The organism is Sphingomonas sp. PP-CC-1A-547 (assembly GCF_003610375.1).
In the GTDB taxonomy this organism is placed as follows: domain Bacteria; phylum Pseudomonadota; class Alphaproteobacteria; order Sphingomonadales; family Sphingomonadaceae; genus Sphingomonas.
Window position 1 is genome coordinate 901,747 of sequence record NZ_RAPZ01000010.1, and the last position, 26,154, is coordinate 927,900.

The 26,154-nt window shown below is 65.4% G+C and carries 25 protein-coding genes and 1 tRNA gene; 13 read left to right on the top strand and 13 right to left on the bottom strand.

All coding sequences use genetic code 11. The features are described 5' to 3' along the window. Window positions 1-222: 222 nt before the first annotated feature. Window positions 223-1,182, top strand: a complete 960-nt coding sequence (locus C8J39_RS04855) for a cation diffusion facilitator family transporter (RefSeq protein ID WP_120299453.1) — start codon at window positions 223-225, stop codon at window positions 1,180-1,182. A gap of 6 nt (window positions 1,183-1,188) precedes the next feature. Here the strand turns inward: C8J39_RS04855 and C8J39_RS04860 are convergent, their stop codons facing one another. Then, entirely contained in the window at window positions 1,189-1,836 is a 648-nt protein-coding gene (locus tag C8J39_RS04860) for a hypothetical protein (protein ID WP_120299739.1), read from the bottom strand. Window positions 1,837-1,957: 121 nt separating this feature from the next. Here C8J39_RS04860 and C8J39_RS04865 point away from each other — a divergent pair, with 121 nt between their 5' ends. Further along, window positions 1,958-2,404: a hypothetical protein gene (locus C8J39_RS04865; protein WP_120299454.1), complete on the top strand. Its 447-nt coding sequence runs from the start codon at window positions 1,958-1,960 to the stop codon at window positions 2,402-2,404. 61 nt (window positions 2,405-2,465) lie between these two features. On the opposite strand, the gene C8J39_RS04870 is transcribed toward C8J39_RS04865, so the two are convergent. Both C8J39_RS04870 and C8J39_RS04875 read right to left on the bottom strand, forming a co-directional pair. Then, window positions 2,466-3,782 carry an Nramp family divalent metal transporter gene (locus C8J39_RS04870; protein WP_120299455.1) on the bottom strand — a complete coding sequence of 439 codons (1,317 nt, stop codon included), beginning with the start codon at window positions 3,780-3,782 and terminating at the stop codon, window positions 2,466-2,468. Window positions 3,783-4,098: 316 nt separating this feature from the next. After that, a complete protein-coding gene (locus C8J39_RS04875; RefSeq protein WP_120299456.1) occupies window positions 4,099-4,722 on the bottom strand; it encodes a DNA-3-methyladenine glycosylase in 624 nt (207 codons plus the stop codon). Between the two features lie 60 nt (window positions 4,723-4,782). Between C8J39_RS04875 and C8J39_RS04880 the strand changes: the two genes are divergently transcribed. Continuing rightward, window positions 4,783-5,100 (top strand): 2Fe-2S iron-sulfur cluster-binding protein, encoded by a 318-nt coding sequence (locus C8J39_RS04880; RefSeq protein WP_120299457.1) that lies wholly within the window; start codon window positions 4,783-4,785, stop codon window positions 5,098-5,100. Between the two features lie 163 nt (window positions 5,101-5,263). Here C8J39_RS04880 and rlmB read toward each other — a convergent pair whose 3' ends face one another. Beyond that, a complete protein-coding gene (gene rlmB, locus C8J39_RS04885) occupies window positions 5,264-6,007 on the bottom strand; it encodes a 23S rRNA (guanosine(2251)-2'-O)-methyltransferase RlmB (protein WP_060527267.1) in 744 nt (247 codons plus the stop codon). A gap of 161 nt (window positions 6,008-6,168) precedes the next feature. Here rlmB and C8J39_RS04890 point away from each other — a divergent pair. The 7 genes from C8J39_RS04890 to C8J39_RS04920 all read left to right on the top strand — a co-directional run bounded on the left by C8J39_RS04890 (window position 6,169) and on the right by C8J39_RS04920 (window position 16,411). Next, window positions 6,169-6,255, top strand: a tRNA-Tyr gene (locus C8J39_RS04890). A 185-nt stretch (window positions 6,256-6,440) separates the two neighbouring features. Beyond that, a complete protein-coding gene (locus C8J39_RS04895; protein ID WP_207896940.1) occupies window positions 6,441-8,837 on the top strand; it encodes a glycogen/starch/alpha-glucan phosphorylase in 2,397 nt (798 codons plus the stop codon). Next, window positions 8,834-10,996, top strand: a complete 2,163-nt coding sequence (gene glgB, locus C8J39_RS04900; protein ID WP_120299459.1) for a 1,4-alpha-glucan branching protein GlgB — start codon at window positions 8,834-8,836, stop codon at window positions 10,994-10,996. The genes C8J39_RS04895 and glgB overlap by 4 nt, the downstream gene beginning before the upstream one ends. A 90-nt stretch (window positions 10,997-11,086) precedes the next feature. Further along, complete coding sequence (glgC, locus tag C8J39_RS04905; RefSeq protein ID WP_404969316.1) at window positions 11,087-12,346, top strand: glucose-1-phosphate adenylyltransferase; 1,260 nt, start codon at window positions 11,087-11,089, stop codon at window positions 12,344-12,346. 148 nt (window positions 12,347-12,494) lie between these two features. Beyond that, on the top strand, window positions 12,495-13,940 hold the full coding sequence (gene glgA / locus C8J39_RS04910) for a glycogen synthase GlgA (protein ID WP_120299461.1): 1,446 nt from the start codon (window positions 12,495-12,497) through the stop codon (window positions 13,938-13,940). Further along, entirely contained in the window at window positions 13,937-15,556 is a 1,620-nt protein-coding gene (locus C8J39_RS04915) for an alpha-D-glucose phosphate-specific phosphoglucomutase (RefSeq protein WP_120299462.1), read from the top strand. Before glgA ends, C8J39_RS04915 begins: the two co-directional genes overlap by 4 nt. Before the next feature lie 18 nt (window positions 15,557-15,574). Then, window positions 15,575-16,411, top strand: a complete 837-nt coding sequence (locus C8J39_RS04920) for a CoA ester lyase (RefSeq protein WP_120299463.1) — start codon at window positions 15,575-15,577, stop codon at window positions 16,409-16,411. Window positions 16,412-16,552: 141 nt separating this feature from the next. On the opposite strand, the gene C8J39_RS04925 is transcribed toward C8J39_RS04920, so the two are convergent. The 5 genes from C8J39_RS04925 to C8J39_RS04945 form a co-directional block, all read right to left on the bottom strand. Further along, window positions 16,553-16,846: a plasmid stabilization protein gene (locus tag C8J39_RS04925; protein WP_120299464.1), complete on the bottom strand. Its 294-nt coding sequence runs from the start codon at window positions 16,844-16,846 to the stop codon at window positions 16,553-16,555. 82 nt (window positions 16,847-16,928) lie between these two features. Then, window positions 16,929-17,510 (bottom strand): ABC-type transport auxiliary lipoprotein family protein, encoded by a 582-nt coding sequence (locus tag C8J39_RS04930; protein ID WP_120299465.1) that lies wholly within the window; start codon window positions 17,508-17,510, stop codon window positions 16,929-16,931. 8 nt (window positions 17,511-17,518) lie between these two features. Next, window positions 17,519-18,484: an MlaD family protein gene (locus C8J39_RS04935; protein WP_056484780.1), complete on the bottom strand. Its 966-nt coding sequence runs from the start codon at window positions 18,482-18,484 to the stop codon at window positions 17,519-17,521. After that, complete coding sequence (locus tag C8J39_RS04940; RefSeq protein ID WP_056484782.1) at window positions 18,484-19,392, bottom strand: ABC transporter ATP-binding protein; 909 nt, start codon at window positions 19,390-19,392, stop codon at window positions 18,484-18,486. The genes C8J39_RS04935 and C8J39_RS04940 overlap by 1 nt, the downstream gene beginning before the upstream one ends. Beyond that, window positions 19,392-20,501 (bottom strand): ABC transporter permease, encoded by a 1,110-nt coding sequence (locus C8J39_RS04945; protein ID WP_056061063.1) that lies wholly within the window; start codon window positions 20,499-20,501, stop codon window positions 19,392-19,394. The genes C8J39_RS04940 and C8J39_RS04945 overlap by 1 nt, the downstream gene beginning before the upstream one ends. A gap of 62 nt (window positions 20,502-20,563) precedes the next feature. Between C8J39_RS04945 and C8J39_RS04950 the strand changes: the two genes are divergently transcribed. Both C8J39_RS04950 and C8J39_RS18465 read left to right on the top strand, forming a co-directional pair. Beyond that, window positions 20,564-21,268, top strand: coding sequence for an HAD family phosphatase (locus tag C8J39_RS04950; protein WP_243649727.1), 705 nt, complete (start codon window positions 20,564-20,566; stop codon window positions 21,266-21,268). A gap of 450 nt (window positions 21,269-21,718) precedes the next feature. Continuing rightward, entirely contained in the window at window positions 21,719-22,309 is a 591-nt protein-coding gene (locus tag C8J39_RS18465) for a hypothetical protein (protein WP_147420652.1), read from the top strand. 473 nt (window positions 22,310-22,782) lie between these two features. On the opposite strand, the gene C8J39_RS18655 is transcribed toward C8J39_RS18465, so the two are convergent. Continuing rightward, the gene (locus C8J39_RS18655) at window positions 22,783-22,953 is read right to left on the bottom strand and encodes a hypothetical protein (RefSeq protein ID WP_165895130.1); all 171 of its coding nucleotides are present in this window, start codon (window positions 22,951-22,953) and stop codon (window positions 22,783-22,785) included. A 189-nt stretch (window positions 22,954-23,142) separates the two neighbouring features. Here C8J39_RS18655 and C8J39_RS04955 point away from each other — a divergent pair, with 189 nt between their 5' ends. Beyond that, entirely contained in the window at window positions 23,143-23,646 is a 504-nt protein-coding gene (locus C8J39_RS04955; RefSeq protein ID WP_120299466.1) for a DUF4262 domain-containing protein, read from the top strand. A gap of 135 nt (window positions 23,647-23,781) precedes the next feature. Here the strand turns inward: C8J39_RS04955 and C8J39_RS04960 are convergent, their stop codons facing one another. The 3 genes from C8J39_RS04960 to C8J39_RS18470 form a co-directional block, all read right to left on the bottom strand. Next, a complete protein-coding gene (locus tag C8J39_RS04960) occupies window positions 23,782-24,102 on the bottom strand; it encodes a hypothetical protein (RefSeq protein ID WP_055879890.1) in 321 nt (106 codons plus the stop codon). 312 nt (window positions 24,103-24,414) lie between these two features. Beyond that, the gene (locus C8J39_RS04965; RefSeq protein WP_243649728.1) at window positions 24,415-25,683 is read right to left on the bottom strand and encodes a DUF445 domain-containing protein; all 1,269 of its coding nucleotides are present in this window, start codon (window positions 25,681-25,683) and stop codon (window positions 24,415-24,417) included. A 165-nt stretch (window positions 25,684-25,848) separates the two neighbouring features. Continuing rightward, entirely contained in the window at window positions 25,849-26,040 is a 192-nt protein-coding gene (locus C8J39_RS18470; RefSeq protein WP_132833365.1) for a hypothetical protein, read from the bottom strand. Window positions 26,041-26,154: the final 114 nt, after the last annotated feature.

Genomic DNA, 26,154 nt, shown 5'->3' on the forward strand with positions numbered 1-26,154 from the left:
AGGGTAAACTGCTCCCCTCCCTGGAAGGGAGGGGTTGGGGGTGGGTCGGGTCCCGCATGTCCTTACGGTTGCGGCAAAAAAGCGCCAACCCACCCCCTGCCCCTCCCTTCCAGGGAGGGGAGTCCGTCGTATTTCGGGCGGGCGGGAGAATGCCCGCTCACGTCCTAGTATCTCACGATACGTCGATGCTAGGCGGCGGCCGGATTTAGCGGAGCGCGGGCTTTGGGCGGACATCATCACGGACATGACCATTCGCATGGTCACTCACACAGCCACGGCCACAGCCACGGCGGCCACAGCCACGCCCCGGCCTCGTTCGACCGCGCCTTCGCGATCGGCATCGGCCTCAACATCGTCTTCGTCGTCGTCGAAGCGATCGTCGGCCTGCGGATCGACTCGGTGGCGCTGCTCGCCGACGCGGGCCACAATCTGTGCGACGTACTCGGCCTCGTCGTCGCCTGGGGCGGCACGATGCTCGCGCGCACGGCACCAACCAAGCGCTACACCTACGGGCTGAAGGGCTCGACGATCCTCGCCGCGCTGGCCAACGCACTGCTGTTGCTGGTCGCGCTCGGTGCGATCGTGCTGGAGGCGTCGCAGCGCTTCTCGGACCCTGCCCCGACCGCCGGCCTGACCGTGTCGATGGTCGCGGGCATCGGCATCGCCGTCAACGCGTTCACCGCCTGGATGTTCGCACGCGGTCGAAAGGGCGACGTCAACATCCGCGGCGCGTACCTCCACATGGCCGCCGACGCGCTCGTCTCGGCCGGCGTGGTGATCGCCGGCTTCGTGATCTGGCGCACCGGCCTCACCTGGATCGACCCCGCGGTCAGCATCGTCATCGCGGTCCTGATCTTCTGGCAGACCTGGGGCCTGCTCCGCGAAACCGTCGAGATGTCGCTGTCCGCCGTCCCCCGCGGGATCGAGTTCGACCATGTCGACGACGCGTTGTGCAGCCTGCCCGGCGTCACCGAGATCCATGATCTTCACATCTGGCCGATGAGCACCACCGAACCCGTCCTCACCGCGCACCTCGTAATGCCCGCCGGCCACCCCGGCGACCGGTTCCTCAGCGACGCCAGGACGATGCTCCACGACAAATTCGGCATCGGCCACGCCACGTTACAGGTCGAGACCGGCAACGGCCACGACTGCTCAATGGCCAGCCCCGACAAGGTCTGACGCGCGTCAGATGAAGTGGAAGTCGGCCTTCGCGCGGCTGGTTTCGCCTTCCAGCGCCTGATCGCGGTAGGGCCCGTCGCGGTCGACCCAGTGCAGGAAAAGATGCGCCGACCAGCCGTTCGGGTTCGGCGTCATCCGGCCGTGGCGGTGGTGCACGCCCTGGTACAGGACCGCATCGCCGACCTCCATCGCGATCGCCGCATATGGCTCCGCGCCAAAGTCGTCCGTAACGCGCGAGCTTGGCTCGGTTCGTACGGTGCCGACCTCCAGATCCCAGGGCGCACCGTCGCTGTAATCGAGCGTCAACGACAGGCTGTGCTCGCACGCCTGGCGGTCCGAATGCACCATGCAGACGTCGCCCTCGCGGTAGATCCGGAAATAATCATAGGTCGGCAACAGGTCGCGCCCGACGAGCTGGCTGACGATCGGCGTCAGTCCCCAAAGGAATTGCAACATCGGCGGATATTGCCGACCGTAAACCTCGAACGCGGCACGTTTCAGCAGATTGGGATGCTGCGTGACCTTGCTTAGATCCACCCGGTCCAGCGCCAGATCCTGCTTGAGCCGGCGCAGGAAAGCATCGGTCACCTCGACCGGTATCAGTCCGCGAAGATGCGCGAACCCGTTGTCACGATAGCTGCCTTCGACCTTCATCGCTCGATTGCTATCGGCCGGTGCAAACCGGTGCAAGCCCTCCGCCATCCGCACGAAAGCCGAAGAATGAACTTTTACGGAGTGGCGCAAGTTACACCGGCATAGCTCAGGAGATTATCCCATGAAGAAGCATCTTATCGCAGCATTGATGTCGGTCGCCGTTGCCGCGCCGGCGATGCTGCCGACCGCCGCGACCGCACAGCGTTACGACGATCGCCGCGACAACAACGACCGTCGCGATCGTGACGATCGCCGTTTCAACAACGACCGTCGCGGCAACGATCGCAATTGGCGTGGCGACGACCGCAACTGGGATCCGTCGAACAGCTACCGTGACGGCAAGTATCGCGAGCGCCGCCTCGGCCGCAACGACCGCATCTATCGTGGTCGCGACGGCCGCGCCTATTGCAAGCGCAACGACGGCACGACCGGCCTCGTGATTGGCGCCCTCGGCGGCGGCGCGTTGGCCAACCTGATCGGTGGCGGCACGCTCGGTACGCTGGCGGGTGCCGGTGGCGGCGCACTGCTCGGCCGCTCGGTCGACCGCGGCAACGTGAAGTGCCGTTGAGCTTCAGCCGAAGCTAGAAACGACGAGACGGCGGCCGAGCGATCGGCCGCCGTTTTCGTATTTACAGCATGCCGTAGAGCAAAGTGCCGTTCAGCCCGATGATCACCGCGGCGATCACCCAGGCGAGAACCTTCAGCCACGCCGGGCTGACCAGTTCGCCCATGATCGTGCGGTCGCCGGTGAACTTGACGAGCGGCACGACGGCGAACGGAAGTTGCAGGCTCAGCACGACTTGGCTGAGCACCAGCAGCTTGGTCGCCCCCGCATCACCCGAAGCACCGACCACGAACACCGCCGGCACGATCGCCAGCAGCCGCGTCACCAGCCGCCGCGCCCAGACCGGCATGCGCAGGTTGAGGAAGCCCTCCATCACGATCTGACCCGCGAGCGTTCCCGTCACCGTCGAGTTCTGACCCGACGCGAGCAGCGCGACCGCGAAGAGCACACTCGCCGCACCCATCCCCAGCATCGGTGCAAGCAGCTGGTACGCCTGATCGATCTCGGCAACGTCGGTCCGCCCGGCGACGTGGAAGGTCGCCGCCGCGAGGATCAGGATCGCCGCGTTGATGAAGAACGCGAGGCCCAGCGCGACCGTGCCGTCGATCGTCGCCATCGTGATCGCGTCGCGCTTGCCCGCAGTGTCCTTGGCGAAGGCACGCGTCTGGACGATCGACGAGTGGAGGTAGAGATTGTGCGGCATCACGGTCGCGCCGAGGATGCCGATCGCGATGTAGAGCATCGCCGGGTTCGTCACGATCTGCGTCGTCGGAACGAGCCCGCCAAGCACGCCCGCCCATTCGGGCCGCGCCAGGAACAGCTCGAAGATGAAGCACCCCGCGATGATCACGAGCAAGGCGACGACGAACGCCTCCAGCTTGCGGAACCCGAAGCGTTGCAGCGCGAGGATCAGGAACACGTCGAGTGCGGTGAGGACGACGCCGTAGACCAACGGCAGGCCAAACAGCAGCTTCAGCGCGATCGCCGTGCCGAGCACCTCGGCAAGGTCGCACGCGATGATCGCGATCTCGCATAGGAACCAGAGCGCGACGGAGACCGGCTTCGAATAATGCGCGCGACAGGCCTGCGCGAGATCGAGTCCTGCGACGATGCCAAGGCGTGCGGAGAGCGCTTGCAGGACCATCGCCATCAGGTTCGACAGCAGGACGACCGACAGCAACGTGTACCCGAACGCGGAGCCGCCGGCGATGTCGGTCGCCCAGTTGCCCGGATCCATATAGCCGACTGCGACGAGATACCCCGGCCCCACGAACGCGAACAGCCGCCGCCAGAACGACGCGCCTTCGGGGACGACGACGGTGCGGTGGCTCTCGGCGAGCGAGTTGGCGAAGTCGGACGCGGGGAGATTGGGGGCTGACATCGGGGGGTGCTTTGCCGGAACGAGGGGAAGGGGACAAGGCGTGGCCGGCGAGTCGGGCGACAATGCGCTGACCCGCTTCCGTCACCCCAGCGAACGCTGGGGTATTCTGATTGGCGGGTGTAGCCATTCAAATGGAGAGATCTCGGCTTTCGCCGGGCCGACGTGTGCGGGTGTACGCGAGCAATATATGGGAAGCGCCTCCCCTCCCTGAAAGGGAGGGGCTGGGGGTGGGTAGGCCTGCTCGAGCCACCACCGTCCAAACATGCGGAAACCGACCCACCCCCGCCCCTCCCTTCCAGGGAGGGGAGCAAGGAGGTCAGATGACCTTCATGTCCGCCTGGTAATGATGCCACGCGAAGATCGCCGCCGCGCCGCGGTGGGGGCGCCAGGCCTCCGCCACCTCGCGAGTCAGTTTCTCGCTCGGCCGGGTCTCGTGGCCAAGGATCCGCCCGACCTCGATCTGGATCGCGAGGTCGCCCGCTGGCCAGATGTCCGTCCGCCCTTCCGCGAACAGCAGGTAGATCTCAGCCGACCAGCGGCCGATCCCCTTCACGCGGACCAGCGCGGCGATCGCCTCCTCGTCGTCCTCGGGCAGGTTGGTCAGATCGAGCCGCCCGCTCGTCACCTCGTCGGCGAGGCTGCGCGCATAGCCGAGCTTCTGGCGCGACAGTCCCGCGCTCTTCAGCAACTCGTCGCTGGCGGCGACGATCTTCGCCGGATCGCCTGCGCCGCCGACCACCGCGTCGAGCTTGTTCCACACCGCCGCGGCCGAGGCGACACTTACCTGCTGGCCGACGATCGTGCGCAGCAACGTCGCAAAGCCGCGCTCGCTGATCCGGGGCGCGGGGTGACCCGCATTGCCCACCGCGACCGCGAACGCCGGCTCGATCTCGCACAACGCCGCCATCGCGGTTTCGAGTTGCTCTGCGCTCAGGCCCATGATGCTTGATCCCTGGCTCGCGCAACGGCATGAACGCACGAAGATTTTTCGGAGAATGACATGCCCAAGCTTATCGTCGTGACGCGCGAAGGGGAAGAACGCGAGATCATCGGCGAGGCGGGCCTTTCGGTGATGGAAGTCATCCGCGACGCCGGGATCGACGAGATCCTGGCGCTGTGCGGCGGCTGTTGCTCGTGCGCCACCTGCCACGTCCATGTCGACCCGGACTTTGCGGCCAAACTGAAGCCGATGGGGCCGGACGAGGATGACCTGCTCGACTCGACGAATGACCGCGATGAGTTTTCACGGCTGTCGTGCCAGATCGAGCTGACCGACGGGCTGGATGGCCTGAAGATAAAGATCGCAGCGGAGGACTGATTCCCCTGTCCCTCGCCCCTTCGGGGAGAGGGAGGGAGGCGCGCTTGCGCCGGAAGGGAGAGGGGCTGTTGGGATCCAGGTCCCGAGCCTCACGCCCCTCTCCCTTCCCACCGCAAGGGCGGCGGGCCCCTTCCCTCTCCCCGTAGGGGCGAGGGAGTTCGGGTCACCGCGTCGTCACCGCATACAGCGCGATCGCCGCGGCGTTCGACACGTTGAGGCTCTCCACCTTCTCCGAGATCGGCAGTTTCGCCAGCTCGTCGCAATGCTGCTCGGTATTCTGCCGCATGCCCTCGCCTTCTGCGCCGAGTACGATCGCAATCCGCTGCGTGCCCATCGCTTCCGACAGCGTCTGCGTCGCATGGCCCGTCAGCCCGATCCGCCAGAACCCCGCCGCGGCGATCTCTTCCAGAGCGCGCGCGAGGTTCACCACCCGAATCCAAGGCACGCTCTCAAGCGCACCAGACGCAGCCCGAGCGATCGTCCCCGATTCCGGCGGCGCATTCCGATCAGGCGTAATGATCCCAAGCGCATCGAACGCCGCAGCCGAGCGCAGTATCGCGCCGACGTTATGCGGATCGGTCACGCCGTCCAGGATCACCAGCGGGCGATTGTCGTCCTTGCCGTGCTCGAGCAGGTCGGCGAGCCACATGTCCTCGAGCGGCTCGACCTCGATCACCACGCCCTGGTGTGGCGCGTCGCCCGGCACCAGCCGCGCCAGATCCATCGCCTCGGCATAGGTCACCGGCACGTCGGCCGGCAGGTCGAACCCGGCCAGCGCCTCGCGGGTGCCGAGGATCTTTCGCACCGTGCGCTCCGGATTGGCGAGCGCAGCGCCCACCGCGTGCTTGCCCCAGAAGCGGGGGCGGCCTGCCGGTGCCTTGCTCGGCCTGTGTCCCTTGCGTGCCATATTCGCTCTCTATCGTGTCTGTGTATGCCGCGTCCTTGTCGGCATTCCGCGCCCGCGGCAACTATGAACCACGAAACTTCGCAAAACCCGCGTTGACAGGCGGGGCGCGCTTCGCCATTGAGCCGCCTCGCTTGAAAGAGCGGCGCTTGCAAAAGCGGCCTGGACAGGTGGCCGAGTGGTTAAAGGCAGCAGACTGTAAATCTGCCGGAGTTTCTCCTACGTAGGTTCGAACCCTACCCTGTCCACCACCGCCCCAGCGCGGTGATGGATCATCCCAAATTCAAAGCATTGATCGGCAACCTTCTTTTCCATCACGGGAAGGAAGTCCGCGTGACATCGGCTCGCGGACGGCTAGGATCGCCGCGACCGTAACGATTTCGGAAACCGCGTGACCTCAGATCCTGCCGTACAGCCGCCCGTTCAAGCACCCGTCATCCAGGATCTGGCCGACTCGATCCTCGACACGCTGGTCCACCGCATCGGCAAGGACGCGCAGGCCGCCCGCCCGCACGACTGGCTCGCCGCGACGATCCTGACCGTCCGCAACGACATCGTCGAACGCTGGATGGCCTCGACCAAGGCGGCGCACGCGGCCGGTGCCAAGCGCGTCTATTATCTCAGCCTCGAATTCCTAATCGGCCGGCTGCTGCGCGACGCGGTGACCAACCTCCAGCGCAACGACGAAGTCACGCAGGCGCTGAAGCTCCACGGCGTCGACCTCGCCGAACTCGAAGAGATCGAGCCCGACGCAGCGCTCGGCAACGGTGGACTCGGCCGCCTCGCCGCCTGCTTCATGGAGAGCATGGCGAGCCTCGCACTGCCCGCCTATGGCTACGGCATCCGCTACGTGAACGGCATGTTCCGCCAGCGGATCGACGATGGCTGGCAGGTCGAGATGCCCGAGAACTGGCTCGCGCACGGCAATCCCTGGGAATTCGAACGCCGCGAGAGCGCCTATTTCGTCGGCTTCGGCGGTGAAGTGACGGCGGCGGACAACGGTCAGGTCCATTGGAGTCCGTCCGAGGCGGTCGAGGCGACGGCCGTCGACACGCCCGTCGTCGGCTGGCGCGGCAAGCACGTCAACACGCTCCGCCTCTGGACCGCCAGCGCGTTCGACCCGATCAAGCTCGACCGCTTCAACGCCGGCGATTTCTCGGGCGCGCTTGCCGATCAGACGCGCGCCGAGACACTTACCCGCGTCCTCTACCCCAACGACTCAACCGCCGCCGGCCAGGAACTCCGCCTCCGCCAGGAGTATTTCTTCTCGTCCGCGTCGATCCAGGACATCGTCCGCCGCCACATCCAGTATTTCGGCGACATCCGCACTCTGCCGGACAAGGCCGCGATCCAGCTCAATGACACGCATCCCGCGGTGTCGGTCGCCGAACTCATGCGGCTGTTGATCGACCATCACGAATTCGCGTTCGACGAGGCGTGGAAGATCACGCGTGCCACCTTCGGCTACACCAACCACACGCTGTTGCCCGAGGCGTTGGAGAGCTGGCCGCTGCCGCTGTTCGAGCGCCTGCTCCCACGCCACATGCAGATCGTCTACGCAATCAACGCCAAGCTGTTGCGTGAAGCTCGCGGCGCGGAAGGCATCGACGACCGCGCAATCTCGGCGATCAGCCTGATCGACGAAGGCGGCGAGCGGCGCGTGCGGATGGCGAACCTCGCCTTTGCCGGCTCGCACAGCGTCAACGGCGTCGCCGCGCTGCACACGCAGTTGATGAAGAAGACGGTCTTCGCCGATCTGCACAAGCTCTACCCGACGCGGATCAACAACAAGACGAATGGCATCACGCCGCGCCGCTGGCTCCAGCAATGCAACCCCGGCCTGACCGCGCTGATCCGCGATGCGATCGGCAACGGCTTCCTCGACGACGCCGAAAAGCTCGTCGATCTGGATGTTTTCGCGGACGATTCCGGTTTCAGGGAGCGCTTTTCGAGCGTGAAGCGTTCGAACAAGGTGGCACTGGCTAATCATATCAAGGAGACGATGGGGCTCCGCGTCGATCCGGATGCGATGTTCGACGTCCAGATCAAGCGCATCCACGAATACAAGCGCCAGCTGCTCAACATCATCGAGACGGTCGCGCTCTACGACCAGATCCGCAGCCATCCCGAGCGGGACTGGACGCCCCGCGTGAAGCTGTTCGCGGGCAAGGCGGCGTCGAGCTATCACAACGCGAAGCTCGTCATCAAGCTGGCGAACGACGTCGCCCGCCGGATCAACGCCGATCCGTCGGTCGGTGGCCTGCTCAAAGTCGCGTTCCTGCCCAACTACAACGTGTCGCTGGCGGAGAAGATCATCCCCGCCGCCGACCTCAGCGAACAGATCTCGACCGCAGGGCTCGAGGCATCGGGTACCGGCAACATGAAGTTCGCGATGAACGGCGCGCTGACGATCGGCACGCTCGACGGCGCGAATATCGAGATCAAGGACCGCGTCGGCGACGACAACATCTTCATCTTCGGCATGACCGCGGACGAGGTCGAGGCGAAGCGCGCCAACGGCTATGATCCGCGCAGCGTCATCGACGGTTCGAACGAACTGCGCCAGGCAGTGTCGGCGATCGCATCCGGCGTGTTCTCGCCCGATGACAAGACGCGCTATGCCGGGCTGATGGGCGGGCTGTACGAGGGCGACTGGTTCATGCTCGCCGCCGACTTCGACAGTTACGCCACTGCGCAGCGCGCCGTCGACACGCGCTGGAACGACCGCGACGCGTGGGTCGCCTCGACCGTCCGCAACGTCGCGCGCGTCGGCTGGTTCTCGTCCGACCGCACGATCCGCGAATATGCGCGGGAAATCTGGACGGTGATGTGAAGCCACCCGAAGGCGCCATCGTTGCCCTCCTCGAAGGGCGTCACGACGATCCGTTCTCGCTGCTCGGCGTCCACAGCGGCCCGACCGGCGTGTTCGCACGCGTCTGGCTGCCCGGCGCGGACACCGCGGAGGCACACGCACTCGACGGCACCGCGCTCGGCACCCTCCCCCGGATCGACGATCGCGGCCTGTTCGAGGGTCCGATCGACGGCACGCAACAGCCGGTGAAATACCACGCCGAGGCGGGCGACACCTCGTGGTGGGTCACCGACCCGTACAGCTTCGGCCCCGTGCTCGGCCCGATCGACGACCTGCTGATGGCGGAGGGCACGCACCGCCGCCTCCATGACAAGATGGGCGCACACCTGATCGAGCACGAAGGCGCGCATGGCGTCCACTTCGCGCTCTGGGCCCCCAATGCGCAGCGCGTATCCGTGGTCGGCGACTTCAACGACTGGGACGGCCGCCGCCACGCGATGCGCAAGCGCGGCGACGTCGGCGTGTGGGAGATCTTCATTCCCGACATCGCCGAATACCGCGCCTACAAGTTCGAGATCGTCGGCCCCGACGGCCAGCTACAGCCGCTCAAGGCCGACCCGTTCGCGTTCGCGTCCGAACTCCGCCCCGCCAACGCCTCGATCACGCGGAAACTTGCGCACGAATGGGCCGACACCGATCACCGCAAGCATTGGTCGTCGGTCGATCCGCGCCGCGTGCCGATCAGCATCTATGAGGTCCATGCCGGATCGTGGGACCGCGACGCCGACGGCTGGTTCCTGACCTGGGACGCGCTCGCCGACCGCCTGATCCCGTACGTGGTCGAGATGGGCTTCACGCACATCGAATTCCTGCCGATCAGCGAACACCCGTACGACCCGAGCTGGGGGTACCAGACCACCGGCCTCTACGCGCCGTCCGCGCGCTTCGGCGATGTCGATGGCTTTGCGCGGTTCGTCGATGGCGCACATCTCGCCGGGATCGGCGTGCTGCTCGACTGGGTCCCCGCGCATTTCCCGACCGACGCATTCGGGCTCGCCAAGTTCGACGGCACCGCGCTGTACGAACACGAGGATCCGCGGCTCGGCTTCCACCCCGACTGGAACACCGCGATCTACAATTTCGGGCGGCGCGAAGTCACGTCGTTCCTCGTCAACAACGCGCTGTTCTGGGCCGAGCGCTATCATATTGACGGCCTGCGCGTGGATGCGGTCGCGTCGATGCTGTACCGCGATTACTCGCGCAAGAGCGGCGAATGGATCCCCAACGCAGACGGCGGCCGCGAGAATTGGGAAGCCGTCGCGTTCCTCCGCGACATGAACCGCGAAATCTACGGCCAGCACCCCGGCGTCTTCACGATCGCCGAGGAATCGACCTCATGGCCCGGCGTATCCGCGCCTGTGAGCGACGACGGCAAGAGCGGGGGACTCGGCTTCGGGTTCAAGTGGAACATGGGCTTCATGCACGACACGCTCCAGTACATGGCGCGCGATCCGCTGCACCGGAAGCACCACCACGGCGAGATCAATTTCGGGCTCGTCTACGCGTTCAGCGAGAACTTCGTCCTGCCCTTGAGCCATGACGAGGTCGTCCACGGCAAGGGCTCGCTGCTGACCAAGATGCCCGGCGACGACTGGCAGCAATTCGCCAATCTGCGCGCCTATTACGCATTCATGTGGGGCTATCCGGGCAAGAAACTGCTCTTCATGGGGCAGGAATTTGCACAGCGTCGCGAATGGTCGGAAGCGCGCGCGCTCGACTGGGACCTGCGCAACGCCCGCAGTCATGAGGGCATCCGCAACCTCGTCCGCGACTTGAACACCGTCTACCGCGAGAAGCCGGCGCTGCACGCCCGCGACTGCGAGGCGGAGGGCTTCGAATGGCTGGTCGCCGACGACGCCACCAATTCGGTGTTCGCCTGGTTGCGCAAGGCCCCCGGCGCGAAGCCGATCGCGATCGTCGCCAACATGACGCCGATCGCCCGCGCGCCCTACCGCGTGCCGCTGCCACTCGATGGCCGCTGGTGCGAGATCATCAACAGCGACGCGCACGACTATTGGGGCAGTGGGCTCGGCAATCTCGGCGGCGTCGTCGCGAAGGACGGCGCGGCCTGGGTCACGCTGCCGCCGCTGGCGACGATAATGCTCGAATATGAAGGCTGATCGAGTTCGAAGACCGATCCGGCGCAACGACGGAACAACCGGCGGGTGACGGCGCGTTATACTGCTGAATATTAGGGAGAGACGGACATGGTGGAACGGCGGGGACAGCCATTGGCGCGCGACGCGATGGCGTATGTGCTGGCCGGCGGCCGCGGCAGTCGCCTAATGGAGCTGACCGATACGCGCGCGAAACCCGCGGTGTATTTCGGCGGCAAGGCGCGCATCATCGATTTCGCACTGTCCAACGCGATCAACTCGGGCATCCGCCGGATCGGCGTCGCGACGCAGTACAAGGCGCATTCGCTGATCCGCCATCTCCAGAGCGGCTGGAACTTCCTGCGCTCGGAACGCAACGAGAGCTTCGACATCCTGCCCGCGTCGCAGCGGATCAGCGAGTTCCAATGGTACGAGGGCACCGCCGACGCGGTCTACCAGAACATCGACATCATCGAGAGCCACGCGCCCGAATACATGGTCATCCTGGCCGGCGACCACATCTACAAGATGGATTACGAGCTGATCCTGCAACAGCATTGCGAGACCGGCGCGGACGTCACGATCGCCTGCCTCGAAGTGCCGCGGATGGAGGCGGTCGGCTTCGGCGTGATGGCCGTCGACGAGCACGACAACGTCACCGCGTTCGTCGAGAAGCCCGCCGATCCGCCTGCGATCCCTGGCAATCCTGACATCGCGCTGGCGTCGATGGGGATCTATGTCTTCCACACGAAACTGCTGTTCGACGAACTCCGTCGCGATGCCGAGACGCCAGGATCGTCGCGCGATTTCGGCAAGGACATCATCCCGTACCTCGTCAAGCACGGCAAGGCAGTCGCGCACCGCTTCTCCGACAGCTGCGTCCGCTCGGGCAGCGAAGTCGACGCATATTGGCGCGATGTCGGCACGGTCGACGCCTATTGGGAGGCCAACATCGACCTTACCGACGTCGTGCCCAAGCTCGACCTCTACGATCGCAGCTGGCCGCTCTGGACCTATTCGGAGGTCACGCCACCCGCGAAGTTCGTCCACGCCGACGACGGCCGCCGCGGCGAGGCTGTGTCGAGCCTCGTGTCGGGCGATTGCATCATCTCCGGCTCATCGATCCACCGCAGCCTGATCTTCACCGGCACACGCGCGCACAGCTACTCGATGCTCGATCAAGCGGTGATCCTCCCGCACTGCGTGATCGGCCGCGGCGCCCGCCTGTCGAAAGTGGTGGTCGATCGCGGCGTCGAAATCCCCGACGGCCTGATCGTAGGCGAGGACGCAGAATCCGACGCCCAACGCTTCCGCCGCACCGACAACGGCGTCGTACTGGTAACCAAATCCATGATCGACCGACTGACGGCATGAGGACCAACGCAAATCCTCCCCGGCACGGGGAGGGGGACCATGCATCGCATGGTGGAGGGGGGCTTCCACAAGCGATACGTTGGCGGCGAGCCCCCTCCACCATTCGCCAGTGGCGAACGGTCCCCCTCCCCGTGCCGGGGAGGATTTGATGCGCGTCCTCTCCGTCGCCTCGGAAGCCTACCCCCTCATAAAAACCGGCGGTCTCGCAGACGTCGTCGGCGCGCTCCCAGCCGCATTGGCGCCGCATAACGTCGCGCTCACGACCTTCCTCCCCGGCTACCCAGCCCTCGCCGCCGTCACCAAGCGCGTGAAAGTCGTCCACCGCTACACCGACCTTCTCGGCACCGAAGCCCGCATCCTGAAAGCTAAGATCGGCGACCACGCGCTGCTGGTCCTCGACGCCCCCGCGCTATTCGCCCGAGGCGGCGGCCCCTACGGCGACGCGACCGGCGCGGACTGGTCCGACAACTGGCGCCGCTTCGCCGCGTTCAGCCGCGCCGCCGCCGACCTCGCCTCGGGCGCAATCCCCGGCTACGACTTCGACATCCTCCACGCGCACGACTGGCAGGCGGCGATGGCCCCCGCCTATCTCCGCTATGCCCCCGGCCCCGGCGCCCCCGCCAAGACCGTCGTCACGATCCACAACATCGCGTTCCAGGGACGCTACGGCCACGACATCTTCGCCGACCTCGCACTCCCCGACGAAGCCTTCGCGCTCGACGGCGTCGAATATTACGGCGGCGTCGGCTTCCTCAAGGCCGGTCTCGAAGCCGCCGACGCGATCACCACCGTCAGCCCGACCTACGCCGCCGAGATCCGCCGCGGCGAATTCGGCATGGGCCTCGAAGGCCTGATCAACGACCGCGCCGGCCGCGTCACCGGGATCGTCAACGGCATCGACCCCGCCGTCTGGAACCCGGAGACCGACGCGTCCCTCCCCGCCCGCTACACCGCGCGCACGCTCTCCCGCCGCCGCATCAACAAGCGCGCGATCGAGACCTTGTTCGGCCTCGACACCGGCGACGGCCCGATCTTCACCGTCATCAGCCGCCTCACCTGGCAGAAGGGCATGGACGTCCTCGCCGGCGCGCTTGATGAACTCGTCGCGCTCGGCGGCCGTCTTGCGCTGCTCGGCTCGGGTGACACCGTCCTGGAACTCGCTTTTCTCGCTGCCGCCGAACGCCACCCAGGCCGGATCGGCGTCCGCATCGGCTATGACGAACCCGTGTCGCACCTGCTGCAAGGCGGCGCCGACGCGATCCTGATCCCGTCGCGGTTCGAACCCTGCGGCCTGACCCAACTCTACGGCCTGGCTTACGGCTGCATCCCCGTCGTCGCGCGCACCGGGGGCCTCGCCGACACCGTGATCGACGCCAACGAAGCCGCGATCGCCGCGGGCGTCGCCACCGGCATCCAGCACGACGGCGTCACGCCCGAAGCGCTCAGCCACGCGCTACGCCGAACGATGGCCCTCTATGCACGCCCCGATCGCTGGTCCATGTTGCAGCGCAACGCGATGCGCGCGGACTTCTCGTGGGACGAGAGCGGTCGCCGCTACGCAGACCTTTACGCAAGCCTGACGGGGACCGCATGATCCGCACCGTATCGACCACGCCGTACACCGACCAGAAGCCCGGCACGTCGGGCCTGCGCAAGAAGGTAAAGGTTTTCCAGCAGCCGAACTACGCCGAGAACTTCGTCCAGAGCGTGTTCGACGTCGTCGCGGACAAGGCCAGCGCGACGCTGGTCATCGGCGGCGATGGCCGCTTCCTCAACCGCGAAGTGATCCAGGTCGCGATCCGCATGGCGGCAGCTAACGGCTTCGGCCGCGTGATCGTCGGCCGCGGCGGCATCCTCTCGACCCCGGCGGCCAGCCACATGATCCGCAAGCGTCGCGCGATCGGTGGCCTCGTCCTCTCGGCGAGCCACAACCCCGGCGGTCCCGACGAGGATTTCGGGATCAAGTACAACATCGCCAATGGCGGCCCCGCCCCTGAGTCCGTCACCGACGCGATCAACGCACGGACGCTCGAGATCGACCGCTGGCTGACCGTCGACGCCGAAGACATCGACCTCGACACCGACGGCGAAGTCACGGTCGGCACGATGCCCGTCGAGGTCGTTGACCCGGTCGAGAACTACGCCGCGCTCATGGAAACGCTGTTCGACTTCGACGCCATTCGCGCGGCGAAACTGACGATGGCGTTCGACGCGATGAGCGCGGTCACCGGGCCCTACGCGACCGAGATCCTCGAACGCCGCCTCGGCTTCGCGCCCGGCACCGTCCGCAACGGCGAGCCCCTTCCCGATTTCGGCGGTCATCACCCCGACCCCAACCTCGTCCACGCGCACGCCTTGTACGAGACGATGATGGCGCCCGACGCACCCGATTTCGGCGCAGCATCGGACGGCGACGGCGACCGCAACCTGATCATCGGCAAGCACCGCTTCGTCACCCCCTCGGACAGCCTCGCGATGCTGGCCGCCAATGCGCACCTCGCGCCCGGTTACGCAGGTGGTCTCAAGGGCATCGCCCGCTCGATGCCGACCAGCGCCGCCGCCGACCGCGTGGCCGAAGCGCTCGGCATCCCGGCTTACGAGACCCCAACCGGCTGGAAATTCTTCGGCAATCTGCTCGACGCTGGCATGGCGACGATCTGCGGCGAAGAAAGCGCCGGCACCGGCTCCGACCATGTCCGCGAGAAGGACGGCCTGTGGGCAGTCCTCCTGTGGCTCAACATCCTCGCGGTGCGCGGTGAAAGCGTCGACGCGATCGCCCGCGATCACTGGACGAAGTTCGGCCGCAACTATTATGCCCGCCACGATTACGAAGGCGTCGAGACCCCGCGCGCCGACGCGTTGATGGCAGCGTTGCGCGCCAGCCTCGCCACCCTCCCCGGCCAGCAATTCGGCGACCTCACCGTCGAGACCGCGGACGAGTTCGCCTATACCGACCCGACCGACGGCTCGATTAGCCGCAACCAGGGCGTCCGCATCCTGTTCGAAGGCGGCAGCCGCGTCGTGTTCCGCCTCTCGGGCACCGGCACCACCGGCGCGACCTTGCGCGTGTATCTCGAACGCTACGAGCCGATAGGCGGCAACCTCGACCGCGATACCGGCGAGATGCTCGCCAGCATCGTCGCCGCCGCGGAGTCGATTGCGAGCATCGCCCAGCACACCGGCCGCACCGCGCCCGACGTCGTCACCTGATCCGCAACGGCCGCTAGCATGACGATCAGACGCCGCCGCAGCGCGCTCTACATGCCCGCCTCGAACGCCCGCGCCATCGCCAAAGCGCGGACGCTCGATTGCGACGTCGTCATCCTCGACCTGGAAGACGCCGTCGCCCCCGACGAGAAGGCCGCAGCACGGGACCGCGTCATCGAGGCGGTCCGCGAAGGCGGCTTCGGCGAGCGCGAACTGGTAGTCAGGGTCAACGGCCTCGACACCCCCTGGTATGCCGACGACATCGCCGCGATCCGCACGACAGGCGTCGCCGCGGTGCTCGTCCCCAAGGTCTCGTCGGTCGCCGACCTGATCGCGGTCCGCGCATCCCTCGGCGAAGACGGCCCACCAATCTGGGCAATGATCGAGACCTGCGCCGCGATCCTTTCGCTGCCCGCACTCTCCGCAGCGGCAGCCGAAACGCACCTCACCGCACTGATCGCCGGCACCAACGACCTTGCCAAGGAGATGCGCTGCCGCCTCGGCCCAGACCGCATGCCGCTGATCCCCGCTCTCACCGCGACGATCATGGCCGCCCGTGCTGCCGGGATCGTGGCGCTGGACGGCGTCTGCAACGCCCTCGACGACCCGCCCCGCTTCGCCGCCGAGTGCACGCAAGGCGCAATGCTCGGGTTCGACGGCAAGACGCTGATCCACCCCTCCCAGATCGATGCGGCCAACGCCGGTTTTGGCCCCAATGAGGAGGAGTTGGCATGGGCGCGCACGATCGTCGCCGCCTTTTCCGAGCCCGAGAATGCCGACAAGGGTGCAATCCGCCTCAATGGCCAGATGGTGGAACGCCTGCATCTAGCCGAAGCTGAAGCGACGCTAGCGGGTTGAGGCAGACTTCATTCCTCCCCTGCAAGGGGAGGTGGCAGTCCGAAGGACTGACGGAGGGGTAGCCGCGCTATTGAGAGGACGTCACCCCTCCGTCTGGCAAGCGCCAGCCACCTCCCCTTGCAGGGGAGGATCAAAGTCCTGTCAGCCGTTCGCCTTCTTCCGCCGGGTCTCCCAACCCTTCTTCGCCGCCGCAGACTTCGCCGCCGCGCTACGCCCAGCAGCCTGCTTCCCGCCCTCATGCGAAGACGCATGCGTATCGGGCTTACCGCGGCCCGAGCCGGACAGATTACCCCCACCCGAATCCTTGTTCACCGCAGCCCACGCCCGAGCCTCGGCTTCCTTCTCCGAAACGCCGCGCTCTTCATAGCCGTCGGCGATATGCGCGGCCTTGCGCTTTTGCTTGTCGGTGTACGCGCTCTTGTCGCCCTGTGGCATCGTCGCTCTCCTCGTCAGAGAGAGTCAACGCTCAGACCGACGCCGCGTTCAGAACGACGCCGCGTTCAGAACGAAGCGGCGTTCACCGACCGATCCAGTCCGCCACCTGCGTCGCGACCTGGTTCGCCGCCTGGTTGATCCCGGCCGCTGCCGAAGGTGCGTCGATCGCCGACACCGGCACGCGTGCCTCGAAGCGATGCTTCTCGACCGTCGTCTTGCCGACGCGGGTCAGCGACGCATCGAACGTCACGACCGCCTCGCGCGTCGTAGCATCGAGACCGAACGACCGCAGCTCGCCACCGAGCAACCCGCCGGGATCGCCGACCGACTGCGCCGTCGACAGCACCACCAGCCCGGTCCGCGCCGCAACCGTATCCGACACCAACCGCGAGAACAGCCGCGCCGGGGGCTCGGCCCACTGCGCGTTAGTCACGTACGCGATCGAGGTCGGCGTCGCCTGCACCGGTACGCGTGCGGTCGCCAGCGACTGCGGCACGACCGGGACCTGGATCGTGATCGACTTCGCGGTCGCCGAGTCCTGGTTCTGGCCGACCGGCACCGACGATGCACTCGTCAGCGTCAGCAGCGTGGGGGGCGGTTTCGCGCCGAAGCTGATGCACCCGGCGAGTGGCAGCATCGCGATCAGGATGAGTGGTGTCTTCATGGCGTGCCTCACTTACCCTTGTAATCCGGGAGCTTCTGCTGCCCGATCAGCGAACTCGCACCCTGCTGGTCGACCTTCTCGGCGACCGACGACAGCGCTGCGGCGGTCGTGCGGAGGTCGCGGACCAGACGGTTTGCCTCGGGGATCGTCGTCTTGGAGAAGGCCTGCAAGCCTGGCCGTGCATCGCCGATCGCAGCGTTCAACGTCTCCGCGCTCTGCTGTGCGGAGGTGATCGCCTTGTTCAGGTTCGCCATCGCCGGCTTCACGTCCTCGGACAGCACGCCGTTGGTGGTCTTGGCGAGCACACCGAACTGCTGCGCGGCATCGCCGGCCTGCTGGATCGCAACCCGCGTCTGCGCAAGCGTCGCGGCAATCTCAGGCCCACGATCCGCGAGCGCATCCGTCAGGCGATTGGTGTTCTCGAGGATACCCGCGATCGATGCCTGGTTACGGTCGGTCAGCAAGCCCGTAAGGCGCTCGGTCAGCGTCGACAGACGCTCGAGCAACTGCGGCGCCGAGTTCAGGATCGCGCCCAGGCCACCGAGCTTGGTCGGGATCACCGGCACGCCGTACGGGCATTCGGTCGGCGTCTTCGTGTCGGGGCAGCCGATCGCGGGCGCACCCTTGCGCGCGCCATCGAGCGAGATCTGGCTGACGCCCGTGAAGCCGACGCCCGAGATCGACGCGGTCGTGCCCTGCAGCACCGGCGTCTCGTCGTTGACGCTGATCCGGACGCGGACGAACTGCGGATCGTTCTTCCACAGCGAGATCGTCTTCACCTGCCCCGACGGTACGCCCGAGAACACCACGGCAGAGCCGCGCGCGAGTCCGTCGACCGACTGGCGGAAGAAGATGTCGTATTCCTTCTCTTCCTTGCCACCGATCCGCGCGATCCACACGGTGAACAGCGCCAGCAGGGCCAGCAGGATCAGCACGACGGCGCCGACTAGGACGTGGTTCGAACGGGTTTCCATCAGCGCGTCCTTGCTTCTTTCTCGGCGTATGTCGCGTCGGCGTCGTCCGGCGCGGACTGCTTGGACTGGACTTCGGTAGGGTGTCGGGCTGCTTGCTCGTCGGCGCGCTCGTGCGCCTCCTGAGTCGCGACCGCGGCACGGCCGCGTGGCCCCTTGAAATATTCTTCGATCCACGGATGATCGAGCGCGATCAGTTCGTCGATCGTGCCGACCGCGATAACCTTCTTGTCGGCCAGCACCGCAACCCGGTCGCAGATCGCATACAGCGTATCGAGATCGTGCGTGATCAGGAACACCGTCAGCCCGAGCGTCTTCTGCAACGACTGCGTCAGCCCGTCGAACGCCGCCGCACCGATCGGATCGAGCCCCGCGGTCGGCTCGTCGAGGAACAGCAACTCAGGGTCGAGCGCCAGCGCACGGGCAAGACCGGCACGCTTCTTCATGCCACCCGACAGTTCGGCGGGAAACTTGTTCGCGGCGTCAGCGGGGAGGCCCGTCATCACCACCTTGTACGACGCGATCTCCGCGAGCAGCGCCGGCGACAGGTCCGGATAGAATTCGCGCAACGGCACTTCGACGTTCTCGGCCACCGTCAGCGTCGAGAACAGCGCACCGCCCTGGAACAGCACGCCCCAGCGCTTGCGGATCTCGGTCGCCTCGGTTTCCTCGCGGCCGATATTGGGCTCGCCGAACACCGTGATCTCACCCGCGACCGGCGTCTGCAGCCCGATGATCGAGCGCATCAGCACCGACTTGCCGGTACCCGACCCGCCGACCACGCCGAGGATCTCGCCGCGCCGCACGTCGAGGTCCAGCCCCTCGTGCACCACCGAATCGCCGAACGCGTTCTTCAGCCCCTTCACGGAGATGATGAAATCGTCTGTCTTGTTGTCCGTCTTGCGGGGCATCAGTCCCAACCCAACCAGGTGAAGAACACCGCGAAGAACGCGTCGAGCACGATCACCAGGAAGATGCCCTGGACGACCGCCGACGTGGTGCGCAAGCCGACCTGCTCGGCGTCCGATTCGACCTGCATCCCCTGGAAACAGCCGGCGATCGCGATGATCGCGCCGAACACCGGTGCCTTGATCAGCGAGATATACAGATCGGTGATCGGCACGACTTCACGGATGCGCGCGATGAACGTCACCGGCGGAATGCCGAGCTGCACCCAGCACAGCAGCCCACCGCCGATGATCGCGATGATCGACGCGTAGAAACCGAGCAGCGGCATCATCACGATCGCCGCAAGCACGCGGGGCAGCACCAACGCCTCCATCGGCGACACGCCGATCGTCCGCATCGCGTCGATCTCTTCGGTGAGCTTCATCGTGCCCAACTGCGCCGCGAACGCCGAACCCGAGCGCCCCGCGACCATGATCGCAGTCATCAGCAGGCCGAGTTCGCGGATCGTCAGGCGACCGACCAGGTTGATCGTGAACACCTCCGCGCCGAACTGCCGCAGCTGGACCGCGCCCTGTTGCGCGATGACCATGCCGATCAGGAAGCTCATCAGCCCGACGATGCCGAGCGCGGCAACGCCGACTACCTCGAATCGCTGGACCACGGCGTTGAACCGGAAGCGGCGCGGGTGGCGGATGACGCTGCCGAACGCGATCGTCGTCGCACCGAGAAACCCGAGCAGGCCGAGCATCGTCTTGCCCGACAGCACGACCGCGTCGCCGATCTCGCCGACCACGCGGGACAGCGCGCCGACCTTCGCAGGCCTGGCGGCGATCGGCTGGTCGGAGGCGACGACCTGGTCGAACAACGCCTGGTCGTTCTCGTCGAGCCCGTCGATCGTCGCATCGTTGCGCGCCGCGAACCGGTGGACGACCCATGCGCCGATCGTGTCGATCCGGTCGACCCCGCTGAGGTCGACATGCTTTACCGAAGCCGCGTCGATCGCCTCGAGCCGATCGGGCAGATTGCCGATCTTCGCGAGCGACAGATCGCCGGTAAAGCGAAGCGTGCCGGTATCGGCACCGTCCTGCTGGAAATCGGCCATCGCGCTCATCGGGGGCACCTTTGCGGCAAAGTGACTGGATCGGCAAGATGAATGCGGCGTAAGCGACGACGATGATCGAAAAGCCTTCCGCCTCCCCGCCCGTTCGTCTCGCGATCTACGACATGGACAAGACGATCACGCACGCGCCGACCTGGACGCCGTTCCTGCTCCACACCGCGAAGAAAGGCGGCGCACCGTGGCGGCTGGCGCTCGTCCCGTTCGCCGGAGTCGCCGCACTCGGCTATGTCGGCAAGCTGATCAGCCGCGGCCGGCTCAAATACCTGATGCAGCGGATGATGCTCGGCAAGCGCATGACGCCCGCCGAAGAACGCCGAGCCGCCGAAGCCTTCGCCGACCGCGTCATGCGCGACGGCGTCTTCACCAGCGCCCGCGCGCAGATCGAAACCGACCGCGCCGCCGGCTACCGACTGGTCATGGCGACCGCGTCGTACCGATTCTACGTCGAGGCGATCGCGCAGCGACTGGGCTTCGACGCAGTGATCGGCACCGAGAGCCTGCGCGACCGCGACGGCGTGCTGCTTGCCGGGATCGAAGGCGAGAATTGCTACGGCCCGGCAAAACTGCGGATGATCCAGGCCTGGATGGACCGCGAAGGCATCCCCCGAGACCACGCCCACATCCGCTTCTATTCCGACCATGTTTCGGATGCACCGACCTTCGAATGGGCCGACGAACCCTTCGCGGTGAACGCGCACGGGCCCTTGCGGTTGTTGGCGAAGGCTAAAGGCTGGCCGATGCCGGATTGGGAGCGGTAGCTCCATTGGCGACACGAATTCGCGATTAGCAAACTCGGACGGTAACTATCGCCCAATTGCAGACCTTCGCTTACCGCTCTAGGCTGTGCCTATGCGCTGGATAATTGCTTTCGTCCTCGGGGCATTGCTCGCCTTCGCCGTTCAAGCTGCTACTGGGTTTCCCGAGAGTGTGCTGGTCCCTGTTGCCCTTAGTTTTGGATACGGTTTCGCCAGCTTACTTGGTTCCGAACGGCTCCGCCTGTGGTGGAATGGAAAAGCCTAACAGCGAACGGCGGCTATCCTTCCCATTTCGGCCATTCCGCTATCGCCCAAAGCCGGTCGTTCAGGCTGGCGATCCGGGCTCCCGATTTCAGCCATTCGTTCATTTGGATCGGTAAATGGGTCAAACCTTATCCATCGGCACGATCCTCGAGGGAAGGTTTCAGCAACCACTATGAGGTAGGGGCGTTCATGAACGCCGAAAACCGTGCCGTGACGCTCAAGGCAAGCAGGCTGAAGCTTGTGCCGCAAGCTATTGTGCTCGTAGCATTTCTGCTTCCCTTTGCGCTCCTGGCTATAAGTTATGGCTATGCGCTGGTCAGAAAAAATCACGTAGAACTAGCCGATCTTGCTATTCTCGCAATTTTTGCAGCTATTGCACTTCTCTTCGTATGGCTTCAGGTGCGCACGCTTCGTCGTTTAGCTCGTCCTGATTTGCTAAGCGTGACCACCGGTGGCGTAGAACTGACCTTCCAGGGCAGGACGCTTTACCATTCTTGGTCGGCCTTGGGGGAGCCCGTATTGCGGCGTTTAAATGGTAAAAGCGCTGCGCGTTCGATAGTCATGCCCCAACGCAGCGGCGGCAAGCTGGTCATAGCGGCCGAGGACTATGCGCATGAGCCCGATGATATATTGGTAATCCTCAAACAGGCTAAGGCCGGTTTTGTAACAGAACCGGCTCAAAAGCCCTCGAACGCACTATATGCGTTTCTGGCAATTCCGGCTTCGTGCATCACGCTTGGCATTTCCATTATCGGCCTAGTGTGGATTGTTTTTGGATAACCGATCAACCCGGACCTAGTTATCCAAATCATGGTGCCGGAAGAGGCCGGTTCGCTCTTCTGCCCATCTCAGACATTCCCGACCGTCCCTCATGCCATCTGCCCCAGCTCGCCCTCACAGTCGCCAACCGGGCACCGCAGGACGCCGTGGTCGATATGCTTGGCAGTCACGCGGGCCGTCCAGTCGGCCATTGGGAGATCGCAGGGAGCGCTCTTGGGTCGGGGGGGCTGAACGCGACGACAAGTAATCGCAGGGCTTTGCAGCGTCTAAAACTGACTTACGTTAATGTCCGTGGAGAGCGAAGACTCACTGATAGCGTTCTTGCACGGGGAGGGCATCGAAGCTGCCCATGAGGCCGAGCCGTCCCATTGAAGTGCCCGTTACCCATTGATTTGTGGGAAGAAACTATTGCGTGGTTCGCTGGCTACAGCTTGGGCGCTCTTACCCGTGGTCGACCTAAGTATCGGCAGCGCTCAGCTAGATGAGGGGGAGAGGTCTGGCTTGGCCTCTTGGTCGTCCGCAAGACGCTCTAGGGCCATCGCGGTCTCCAGTAGCGCCTGCTGCAACGAGGCACCCTTAAAGGTCTCTGCAAGTTCGCGGTATTCGGTAGCCTCGGCCCGAAGCTCTCGGGCGGTCTTAGTCATGGCGACCTGATAACGACGCGGGGGACGATCGGCTAGACCGTGGGCACCGTAGTGCTTAGTGCGTATACCAACTGGCGTTCCTTTTCGAGAAGGGCGAGGCCGGCAGAAAAAACGCCCAGAATAGGGCATTCGGAGTGGCTGTTGCGCTTCCTGATTGCGGACGTTCATTAGGAGGGTTAGCTAACGCTCATGCGAACCGCCATGAACGCGCCGGCTGAGGCACTAGATGATCCCGAGCGAGCGTTTGTAGCAAAAGTCCGAGAGCATGGCTGGTTCGACACCGCAGTGTTTGGCGACGTCGAAGGGCCAGGTTTCTCATTTACCACGGGGTTATGGGTTAACACGGGTCAGCCAGAGTTGATCATGTTCGGCATGAAGCGTGAGGTAGCTCATGACGTGTTCTGCGAGTTGTTCCGAGAGGCTAAGGCGGGATTACCGCTGCCAGTAGGCGAGCCAACGGATAGAGCGTTCGAAAACCTTCTTGCCTATGCATTTCCGGTGGCGAAGCGGTTCTACCGCAATCACTTGGGCTGGAGCCGATGGTTTTACGGCGGCGACGAGTTCCCATGCCTTCAAATTGTCTGGCCGGATCGGAGTGGCGTTTTCCCATGGGAGCACGGGTTCGACACAGCTTTCGCAGCCGACCAGATCGACCTGACAGAAAATGGTTGGGAGTCAGCGCTTACGCGGTGAGTCCGCTTTCAATTGAACTGGCCTTCAAAGCCGCCAGTCCGCTTTCCTTCCCAACCCAGACATTCCCGAATTCGATTGGTTGTGGGAACGCTCGCGCGAAGATCGACAATCCCGCGATCTGATCGCTACGAAGGGCTATGTCCGTGCCCAGCCACTATAAGAGGCAGCGCCCGTCGTCATATCGATCACAAAGGTGTCACCGCCGATCCGGCTTGCATAAAATCGTCCTTCGATATTGCTGATGGCGGAGAAGGTGTCGGTCGCGGGGCGGGTCGCATCGAACTTCCGGTGCATGTCGTCCGTCGCGCCTGGTTCCGGTGCGATCTGCCAAACGGGCCGGTTGCCGGCGTCGAACAAGAACACCTCTCGCCCCCAGATTTCGCGGTGAATGACATCCCTCGTCGGATACGCTTCGAATAGAACCAGACGCCCCGAGCCGGGCACCGGTAAGATCATGCCGATAGGGTAAGACTGCACAGCCTGATCCTATATTCTTGTTCCACACACCACAATACGAGGCAGCGGTTAATTCCTCAAACTCGATCCTTTTCGGGAAAAGCTGAGCCCCGCAATGTCGGCTAATGCCACCTGCCTTCCCGAAAGCTGCCGTTCCGCTCCCCTTCCCAAACCAGACATTCGATATAATGAAACGATGCCGCGTCTTGATACTTCGTAGGCAAGCTAATCACCTCCACCTCAAGACTAACAACACAAACTACCGGACGATATTTGGAACCTGCCTCCCGGGAGCGATCTAAACGATCCCCATCACAACAGCACATCGACGCTGTGGATCACCAGCCCAACCAGGCCGCCGACGATCGTCCCGTTCACGCGGATATATTGCAGGTCGCGGCCGACGGCGTTTTCCAGGCGGCGGGTGATCGTGTCGGCGTCCCAGCTGCGGACCGTTTCCGAGACCAGCTTGACGATGCCGTCACCATAATCCGCCGCCGCGCCGACCGCCGCACGCCGCACGAACCGGTTGATCGTCCGCGACATGCGCGGATCGTGCTGCAATGTCTCGCCTAATTGGCGCAGGATGTCGCCGAGCTTGCCCGCCATGGCGCGCTCCGGATCGCGCGCGATCGCGAGTAAAGCACCGCGTGCCTGCTCCCACAGCCCGTCGAGCCAGCGCTGCATTGCCGGATTGTCGAGCAGGTCGTTCTTCATCGTCTCGACGCGCTCGCGCATGCGGCGGTCATATTGCAGGTCCCAGGCGAGCCGATCGAGCCCCTCCTCCGCCTTCAGGCGCAGCGGATGCTCGGGGTCCTCCGCCATCTCCGCGAGCAGCTTGTCGAATCCGCTGATGAGCTTGTCCGCGACGGTCGTGTCGAGCCCGGTCCAGCGCAGGATCGAGCCGGCCTTGTCGTGGACCATCGCGCGGACGAGGTGGTCGTTTGCGGCCAGCGTCTTCGCCGCCCAGCGGATCGCGCTTTCCAGCAGCGGCGCGTGGCGGCGCTCGGCGATCGCGGCCTTCAGCAACTGGCCAAGGATCGGCGACACCTCCGTCGCGCGCAGGCGGGCGCCGATCCCGGCCTTGACCATCCCGCCGAGCCGCGCCGGATCGAGACCCTCGAGCACCTGCGCGACCAGCTTCGACGCGCCCTGGCGAAAGCGCCCCCCGGCCCCCTCGGGCGGATCGGTCAGCCAGCGTGCGATCGCGCCCGCCACGTCGAGACGACGGGTTCGCCTTGCGATGACGACGGGGATCAGGAAATTCGCGCGGAGGAACTGCGCGAGTGTGTCGCCGATGCGGTCCTTGTTGTGCGGCACGATGGCTGTGTGCGGGATCGGCAGGCCGAGCGGATGGCGGAACAGCGCGGTCACCGCGAACCAGTCCGCGAGGCCGCCGACCATCGCCGCCTCGGCGAACGCGCGGACGAACGCGAAGGCGGGGTGGACGGGGACGAGCGCGCGGCTGACGAAGAAGGTCGCGGCCATGAACACGAGCAGCCCGGTCGCAACGATCCGCATGCGGACGAGGGCGGGCGGCGTTGCTTCGCTCGCCGGGCGCGTGCGGGTTGAAACTGTCATGCCCGAAACAATCCCCCAGCGCGGGGATAGTTCACGAACGCCGCCGACGATCCGGCTTTCGCCCGGCGTGCGCTCGATTCAGGTGCGCTCGGCTGGTGGAATTTGGCCACCCCCGCGCTTGGTTGGCTGGGTCCCGAGCGGTCCGCGCTCGACTGCCACCCGGCTTCAGACCGATGCCGGCGTGACCGGCCCACGCTCAACCGCCGCGTGTGTGATTCGCCCGTGCTCGACCAGACGGCTCGCGCTGGTGACCTTCGTGCCGTATTCCTCGACGCCAGGCCGACGCGCGATGCTTCTGACCCGCCCGCGCTCGGCTGGCCCAAGCCCGACCGCCCGGCTTTCGACTGAGTCCGGCATGACCGGTCTACGCTCGACCGGCGCGCGCTCGACCTCCCCATGCTCGACCCGACGGCGCGTGCAGGCGCCGTTCGTGCCGTATTCCGCGACGCCCCGCCATCACGCGGAACTCCG